This is a genomic window from Pseudoduganella lurida (genome assembly GCF_007830455.1).
In the GTDB taxonomy this organism is placed as follows: domain Bacteria; phylum Pseudomonadota; class Gammaproteobacteria; order Burkholderiales; family Burkholderiaceae_D; genus Rugamonas; species Rugamonas lurida.
Window position 1 is genome coordinate 1 of sequence record NZ_VLLB01000023.1, and the last position, 1,249, is coordinate 1,249.

At 66.0% G+C, this 1,249-nt stretch carries 1 protein-coding gene and 1 pseudogene; both read right to left on the minus strand.

Annotated features, from left to right (window positions below):
* Window positions 1-787, minus strand: a 787-nt coding sequence (locus tag IP91_RS25880) for an MCP four helix bundle domain-containing protein (RefSeq protein WP_199754769.1), incomplete at its 3' end; no start/stop codon positions are given.
* Window positions 788-1,060: 273 nt separating this feature from the next.
* A pseudogene (locus IP91_RS25885) lies at window positions 1,061-1,249 on the minus strand (methyl-accepting chemotaxis protein); the annotation flags it as partial.

Here is a 1,249-nt window from a genome sequence, read left to right on the forward strand (position 1 = left end):
CCAGGCTGTCGCGCATCGCACGGATGGCAAACAGCAGGCTCGTCTTGTCACCGGCGCGCAGGTCGATGGGTGCGGCCAGGTCGCCCGCGGCGATCTTGCCGGCGATGGCCGCCACGTCGGCCGGCTCGCCGCCCAGTTCGCGCATCAGCTGGCGCGAGATCAGTGCCGCGGCCAGGATGCCCAGGGCCAGCGAGAGCGCGCCCATCGTCAGCGCCGTGTTGCGGCCCGACAGATAGGTGGCCTTCGCATCGAGGCGGGCCTGTTCCATCAGCTCGGATTCGTGCTTGATCAGTGCCTCGATCGCGTGGATGTAGGTGTTCTGGCGCTCGCGCAGCACCGTCAGCATGAAGTCGACGGCCTCGTCGCGCTGGCCTTCCTTGCGCAGGCGGATGAATTCATCGACGCCCTCGCCGAACGGACCGCGGGCCGCCTTCATCGTGTCGTACAGGGCACGGCCCGGCGCGTCGTCGATCGAGCGGTCCAGGCTGGCCAGGATGTCGGTCGCATTCTTGCGGTTGGCGACTACCCGCTCCAGCTCGGTGGCGGCCTGCGCTTCCGTCTTCACGAGGATCGCGTTGCGCAGCGCGCGGGCGATCACGTTGTTCGTGTTGAGGAGCTCCTGCGCCTTCAGCACTTCGGCGTAGTTTTCGGTGACGATATCGTCGGTACTCTCGCTCAGCGTCCCCAGCGCGCGGATGGCCATGCCAAGGGAACAGGCCAGCAGGATGAGGACGAGGGCAAAGCCGATGGCCAGACGTGTCTGGACTTTGAAACGGTTCAGGTTCATTTTGTTTTCCGGTAAAAGAGGACGTACTCGCGCGGCGGGGAGAGACTGTGCGGCGGGGACGAGGCCGGAAAACCAGGGGGCGCAGAGAATGGGCGCCCGGTAACGCAAGAATCTCGCCAATATACACACATGGTTACGCCGGAGCAATAACCCGGCGTGTCGTCCCACGTGTTTGCCACAACATTATTTCTATGGCGCCGATAGCAGTATTGCCGAGCTCGTGTCCCCTTCGGAGTCAGGCACGAAAGTGGACACGGGCTCGGCCGGAGTCACTCAGGCTGCGGCGATGGAATGGGACAGGCGGGCAGCCGGACGGGCGGCATGCGGGGCCAGGCTGCCTGCATGGCGTGGCGCCAGCTGGAAGGTACCCACCAGGCCGACGAGCTGCTGCGCCTGCTCCTGCTGCGCTTCCGCCGCGGCGGCCGCTTCCTCCACCAGCGCGGCGTTCTGCTGCGTGACGGT